Origin of the sequence: Frankia sp. AgPm24, assembly GCF_023243055.1 — a bacterium.
Classification (GTDB): Bacteria; Actinomycetota; Actinomycetes; order Frankiales; family Frankiaceae; genus Frankia; species Frankia umida.
Genome location: NZ_JALKFW010000031.1, coordinates 1 through 5,927 on the forward strand (window position 1 = coordinate 1; position 5,927 = coordinate 5,927).

The 5,927-nt window shown below is 72.9% G+C and carries 4 protein-coding genes and 1 pseudogene; 4 read left to right on the forward strand and 1 reads right to left on the reverse strand.

The window, feature by feature from the left end; genetic code table 11:
• Both MXD61_RS05260 and MXD61_RS05265 read left to right on the forward strand, forming a co-directional pair.
• Positions 1 to 196: pseudogene (locus tag MXD61_RS05260) on the forward strand (transglutaminase family protein); the annotation flags it as partial.
• Positions 197 to 424: 228 nt separating this feature from the next.
• Positions 425 to 2,593: a glycoside hydrolase family 3 protein gene (locus MXD61_RS05265; protein WP_248811723.1), complete on the forward strand. Its 2,169-nt coding sequence runs from the start codon at positions 425 to 427 to the stop codon at positions 2,591 to 2,593.
• 37 nt (positions 2,594 to 2,630) lie between these two features.
• Here the strand turns inward: MXD61_RS05265 and MXD61_RS05270 are convergent, their stop codons facing one another.
• A complete protein-coding gene (locus MXD61_RS05270; RefSeq protein ID WP_248811724.1) occupies positions 2,631 to 3,827 on the reverse strand; it encodes an ROK family protein in 1,197 nt (398 codons plus the stop codon).
• Positions 3,828 to 3,964: 137 nt separating this feature from the next.
• Here MXD61_RS05270 and xylA point away from each other — a divergent pair, with 137 nt between their 5' ends.
• Both xylA and MXD61_RS05280 read left to right on the forward strand, forming a co-directional pair.
• Complete coding sequence (xylA, locus tag MXD61_RS05275) at positions 3,965 to 5,143, forward strand: xylose isomerase (protein ID WP_248811725.1); 1,179 nt, start codon at positions 3,965 to 3,967, stop codon at positions 5,141 to 5,143.
• A 21-nt stretch (positions 5,144 to 5,164) separates the two neighbouring features.
• The coding region (locus MXD61_RS05280; RefSeq protein WP_248811726.1) for an FGGY family carbohydrate kinase at positions 5,165 to 5,927 on the forward strand (763 nt) is incomplete at its 3' end.

The window sequence follows — 5,927 nt, forward strand, 5'->3', positions numbered from 1 at the left end:
GTGGCTCCCACCCGCCGCGCCCCGCCCCGCCCCCCCCCGCGGGGGGGGCCGGGGCGCGCGCGCCCCCCACGCCACCGACACCGCCTTCGTGCACGTCCTGCGGGGCATTGTCGCCCTGCGCTCACTCGAGGTCACAGCCACCGTCACCGGTCTGCTTCCCCTCGATGACGGGATCAGCCCGCATCAGCTCAGCTGAGCCGAACCGAGCCGAACCGAGCTCCTGACACCCCGCCGGTCCGGACGCGCGTCCCGACGACACGAACGGTGCGGCACGGGCTCGCGGGCGCATCCGGCGGCCCAGCCGCGCTAGCCTGACCGCCGCCTACTACCCAGGGTAGTCCTTTCCGGGCAGTCGTCCTCGCCGTGACACCACCGGCTCCGGCCGGCGTGTCCGGTGGCGCCGCCCGTGTGAAGGGACCGTGCCATGGCGCAGCACCAGGGGGCCACCGCTGGCACCGTCGACGCGTGTGTCCGGCGGATCCGCGCGGGCCAGCAGACCGCGGCCGAGGCGGCGGACCAGCTCATCGCCGAGCTCACCGAGGACGAACTGCTCTGGCTGCTCGACGGTGACACGCCGATCCAGGCGGCGCTCAAGCTCATGAGCAGGATGAAGGCCGGCCCGGTGGTCGGCGGAGCCGTCGCGCGCCTGGGTATCCCCGGTATCCGGTTCAGCGACGGCCCGCGGGGCGTCATCATGGGCCGCTCGACGGCGTTTCCCGTCACGATGGCGCGTGCCGCGACCTGGGACCCCGCCCTCGAGCGGGAGGTTGGCACGGCGATCGGCCTGGAGACACGGGCCCAGGGCGCCAACTACAGCGCCGCGGTGTGCGTCAACCTGCTGCGGCATCCGGCCTGGGGCCGGGCGCAGGAATGCTACGGAGAGGACCCCGTCCTCACCGGGCGGATGGGTGTGGCGCTGACCCGGGGGCTTCGCCCCCACGTGATGGCCTGTGTCAAGCATTTCGCCCTCAACTCGGTGGAGAACTCCCGGTTCAAGGTCGATGTCACGGTCGACGAGCACGCGCTGCACGAGGTGTACCTGCCGCATTTCCGGGCGGTGGTGGCCGCCGGGGTCGATTCGGTGATGAGCTCGTACAACTCCGTGAACGGCCGGTTTCTGGATGTCAACAAGGTCCTGCTGACCGATGTGCTGCGCGACGAGTGGGGCTTCGAGGGCTTCGTCACCAGCGACTGGGTGTTCGGCGTCCACGACGCCGTGGGCAGTCTGGAGGCCGGACTGGACGTCGAGATGCCGCTGCGGCTGGTCCGCGCCCGCGGTCTGCCCGCGGCCCGCGAGGACGGACGGCTGCCCCACCCTCTCGTGGTGCGCTCGGCGCACCGCGTCCTGCGCACGACGCTGGCGCATCTGGCCACGCGGGAGCAGGCCGAGCCTTCGCTGGAGGTCGTCGCCAGCCCCGCCCACCGCGCGCTGGCCCGGCGGGCCGCCACCCGGGCGATGGTGCTGCTCAAGAACGACCCGGTCGGCGCCGCGGCGATCCTTCCCCTTGATGCGTCGATCGGGCGGCTCGCGGTGATCGGCCGGCTCGCCACCGAGGCGAACATCGGCGACCACGGATCGTCGATGGTGGACCCGCCCAGCACCAGTTCGCCGCTGGACGGGCTGCGTGCGGCCCTGCCAGGCATCGAGATCAGCCACCTCGACGGGTCCCACATCGCGGCCGCGGCCGAGGCGGCCGCCCGAGCGGACGCGGCGATTCTCGTCGTCGGCATGGACCACCGGGACGAGGGCGAGCGGATCCAGAACGACGACGCCGACCTGTCCGTCCTCGGTTTCCCGTTCACCCTGCGCCCGTTGCGCCGGGTGATCGGCTGGCTGGTGCGTACCCGCAGCCAGTTCGGCCGCGGTGGGGACCGGGCCACCCTGACCCTGCATGCCTCGGACGAGCGGCTCATCACCGCGGTCGCGGCCGCGAACCCACGGACAGCGGTGGTGCTGATCGGCGGGAGCGCCCTGATCGTCGAGGCCTGGCGCGAACGGGTTCCGGCGATCCTGCATGCCTGGTATCCGGGGATGGAGGGTGGCCGGGCGCTGGCCGACGTGCTCACCGGCGCGGCCGAGCCCGGTGGGCGGCTGCCCGTGGCCATCCCCACCGACCCCGCGCACCTGCCGTTCTTCGACGCCGAGGCCCGCACGATCACCTATGACGCCTGGTGGGGGCAGCGCAAACTCGACCGGGACGGCCACCCCGCGGCCTTCCCGTTCGGATTCGGGCTTGGCTACACGACCTTCGAACACACCCTGGTCGACCAGCGCGTGGGCGAGACCGACGGCACGGCGACGGTGCGGGTGCGTAACACCGGCGCCCGGGTGGGCTCCACGGTGGCGCAGCTCTACGCGGTGGACACGGCACTCGAGCGTCCGGTTCCGCAGCTGGTCGGCTTCCAGCGGGTCGATCTGGACCCGGGTGGCGAGGTCACGCTGGACGTCGCCCTCGATCTGACCCCGATCCGCCAACGCGACCCGCGGACCAGACTGTGGACGCGTCGCCCGGGTTCCTGGGGGATCCTCGTCGCGACCCACAGCCCGAGCGTGTTCGACGACGTCGCGCCGCTGGCCGCACCGAGCGCGTGACCAGGCGGCGCGGCTTCAGAGGGTCAGGCCGAGACGGTCAGGCCGAGGCCGCGCGGGTCAGTGTGGTCATGGTGGCGGCCGGGTCGTCCAGCAGTGGGCCGAACGCGATCTCGGCGGCGCCGATCAGGGCGGCGTCCCGGCCGAGATGGCTTGGGACCACCTCGACATCCCGGGCGAGCCTGGGCGGACATGCCAGGCGCAGGGCGTGATCGAGGGCGGCCGGCGCGAGGGCCGCGACCCGGGCGAGATGGCCGCCCAGCACGACCGCGGCCGGCTGCAGGAGCGGGACCAGCACCCCGAGCCCGCGGCCAAGCCAGGTGGCGCAGTCAGCGATCACCGCGAGCGCGCGGGGATCGTCCGCGTCCGCGCGCGCGAGCAGCTCGTCACTGGAGATCGTGCGCGCCTTGCGGGCGAGAGCGGCGGTACCGATCTCGGTCTCCCAGCATCCCCGCCCACCGCAGCCGCAGGGATGGACACCGTCGCCGATCTTGAGATGGCCGACCTCGCCGGCGAGCCCGGACGCACCGAGGATCACCCGGCCGCCGGCCACGAGCCCGCCGCCGATGCCACGCTCGGCCGACAGGTAGACGAAGTCGGTGTGTGTGCGTCCCGCGCCGCGGCGCCGTTCACCCAGGGCGCCGAGATCCGCGTCGTTGCCGACCAGGGCCGGCCGCTCGATCCGTCCCGGCAGCATCGCGGTCAGTGGCTCGTCGATGGCGCCGAGATCGGCACCCTCCCAGCCGAGGTTCGGAGCGAAGACGATCCTGCGCTGGCTGTCGACCGCGCCGTGCACGGCGATGGCCACACCCACCACCCGCAGCGTCGGGTACACCTGAAGGGCCTCAGCCACGGTGGCGGCGATCTGGTGCAGGGTGCGGTCCGGGCCGTCCCGCGCGGGAGCGACCGGCGGGTTCGCCGCGAACCGCACCGAACCGCCGAGTGCGACCAGATCCACCCGGACCATGTCGGCGGCGATCTCCGCGGTGACCACGACGACGTCCTCGGACACCGCGATGCGCGGCGAGGGCCGCCCGCGCCCACCCAGCGGCTCGACGACGCCATCCACCAGCAGCCCGAGTTCGATCAGCTCCTCGACCAGCGAGATGCCGGTACCCCGGCTGACCCCGATCGCGTCCGAGAGCTCCACCTGGCGGATCGCCCCGCGCTCATGCACCAGCCGCAGGGCGTTGCCGAGGTTGCGCCGACGGGACTCGGCGTGCGCGGGCAGAGCCATCCCCGAAGTCTATGGCGAATTCTTTGTATAGCTGAACAAAAAGCCGTACGCTGCCGGGGCCGGCACCTGGACGTGGCCGACCCCACCGGCGTCGCCGAGGGGACCAACCCGTGGTAGTCAAGAAGCGAGGACATCCCATGGTGCGCCGCCCCACCAGCGAGGACAGATTCTCCTTCGGGCTGTGGACGGTGGGCTGGCCGGGTATCGACCCGTTCGGCGCCGCGACCCGTCCCCTGCTCGACCCCTGGGAGTACGCCGGCCGGCTGGCCGAACTCGGCGCCTGGGGCATCACCTTCCACGATGACGACGTCTTCGCCTTCGACGCGGACGAGGCCACCCGGGACGCCCGGGTGGCCCGGCTCTCGGCGGCCACCGAAGCGGCCGGGCTGGTGATCGAGATGGTGACCACCAACACCTTCACCCATCCGGTGTTCAAGGACGGCGCGCTGACCTCGAACGACCGGTCGGTGCGCCGTTTCGCGCTGCGCAAGGTGCTGCGCGCGGTGGATCTCGCCGCCGCGGTCGGCGCGACCACGTTCGTCATGTGGGGCGGCCGTGAAGGTGCCGAGTACGACGGCTCGAAGGATCTGCTCGCCGCCTTCGACCGGTACCGGGAGGGCATCGACACCGTCGCGGGGTACATCCGGTCGCAGGGCTACGACCTGCGGATCGCGCTGGAACCGAAACCGAACGAGCCCCGCGGCGACATCCTGCTGCCCACCGTCGGGCACGCTCTCGCGCTGATCGCCGAACTCGAGCACGGCGACATCGTCGGCCTGAACCCCGAGACCGGCCATGAGCAGATGGCGAACCTGAACTACACCCACGCCCTCGGCCAGGCGTTGTGGAGCGGCAAGCTGTTCCATCTGGACCTCAACGGCCAGCGCGGCCTGAAGTACGACCAGGATCTGGTCTTCGGCCACGGCGACCTGATGTCGGCGTTCTTCACCGTGGACCTGATCGAGAACGGATTCCCCGGCCATCCCGACGGCCCGCGTTACACCGGCCCGCGCCATTTCGACTACAAGCCATCGCGCACGGAGCATCTGCCCGGGGTGTGGGAGTCGGCCGCGGCCTGCATGTCGACCTACATCCTGCTCGCCGAGAAGGCGGCCCGTTACCGGGCGGACCCGCGGGTGACCGAGGCGATGACCTACGCCGGGGTCCTCGACCTGGCCGAGCCCACCCTGGCACCGGGCGAGACGGCCACGGACCTGCTCGCCCACGACGACGGTTTCGACCCGGCCAAGGCCGCCGAACGCGACTTCGGCTTCGTCCGCCTGCACCAGCTCGCCGTCGAGCACCTGCTCGGCTGAACGAACGGACGGTGGGGCATCGTGACACTGGTCGCCGGCATCGACTCGTCCACCCAGTCCTGCAAGGTGGTCATCCGGGAGGCCGAGACCGGGGCGCTGGTCCGCAGCGGCGACGCACCGCATCCGGACGGCACCGAGATCGACCCCCGACACTGGTGGGACGCCCTGCTCACAGCGCTGCGGCGGGCGGGCGGGCTCGGCGACGTCGCCGCCGTCTCGGTCGCGGCCCAGCAGCACGGGATGATCTGTCTGGACGCCGCCGGCGAGGTGATCCGCCCGGCGTTGCTGTGGAACGACACCCGTTCGGCCCGTGCCGCCACCGACCTCGTCGCAGACCTCGGCGGCGGCGACCCGGCGGCGGGGGCCGTGGCCTGGGCTGACGCGGTGGGCTCGGTCCCGGTCGCCGCGTTCACCGTCACCAAGCTGCGCTGGCTCGCCGACCACGAACCGGACGCCGTCGCCCGTATCGCCGCCGTCGTCCTGCCCCATGACTGGCTCACCTGGCGGCTGACCGGCGCCCGCGCGCTCGACACCCTGCGTACCGACCGTTCCGACGCCTCCGGCACCGGCTACTTCGACGCCACCGGCGGCGGCTACCGCCGTGACCTGCTCGGACTCGCCCTGCGTTGCTCGCCCGCACACGCCGAGCGGATACACCTGCCCGAGGTTGCCGCGGCACACGAGACGGCTGGCCGCGGCGCCCCCCCCCCCCCCCCCCGCCCGCGGGGCCCCCCCCGGGGGCGCCCCCCCGCCCCCCCCCCCCCCCGCCCCCCCCCCCCCCCCC

Coding starts and splice junctions, on each gene's coding strand:
- MXD61_RS05270 (WP_248811724.1), bottom strand. CDS start 3,827: ATGGCTCTGCCCGCGCACGCCGAGTCCCGTCGGCGCAACCTCGGCAAC.
- xylA (WP_248811725.1), top strand. CDS start 3,965: ATGGTGCGCCGCCCCACCAGCGAGGACAGATTCTCCTTCGGGCTGTGG.
- MXD61_RS05265 (WP_248811723.1), top strand. CDS start 425: ATGGCGCAGCACCAGGGGGCCACCGCTGGCACCGTCGACGCGTGTGTC.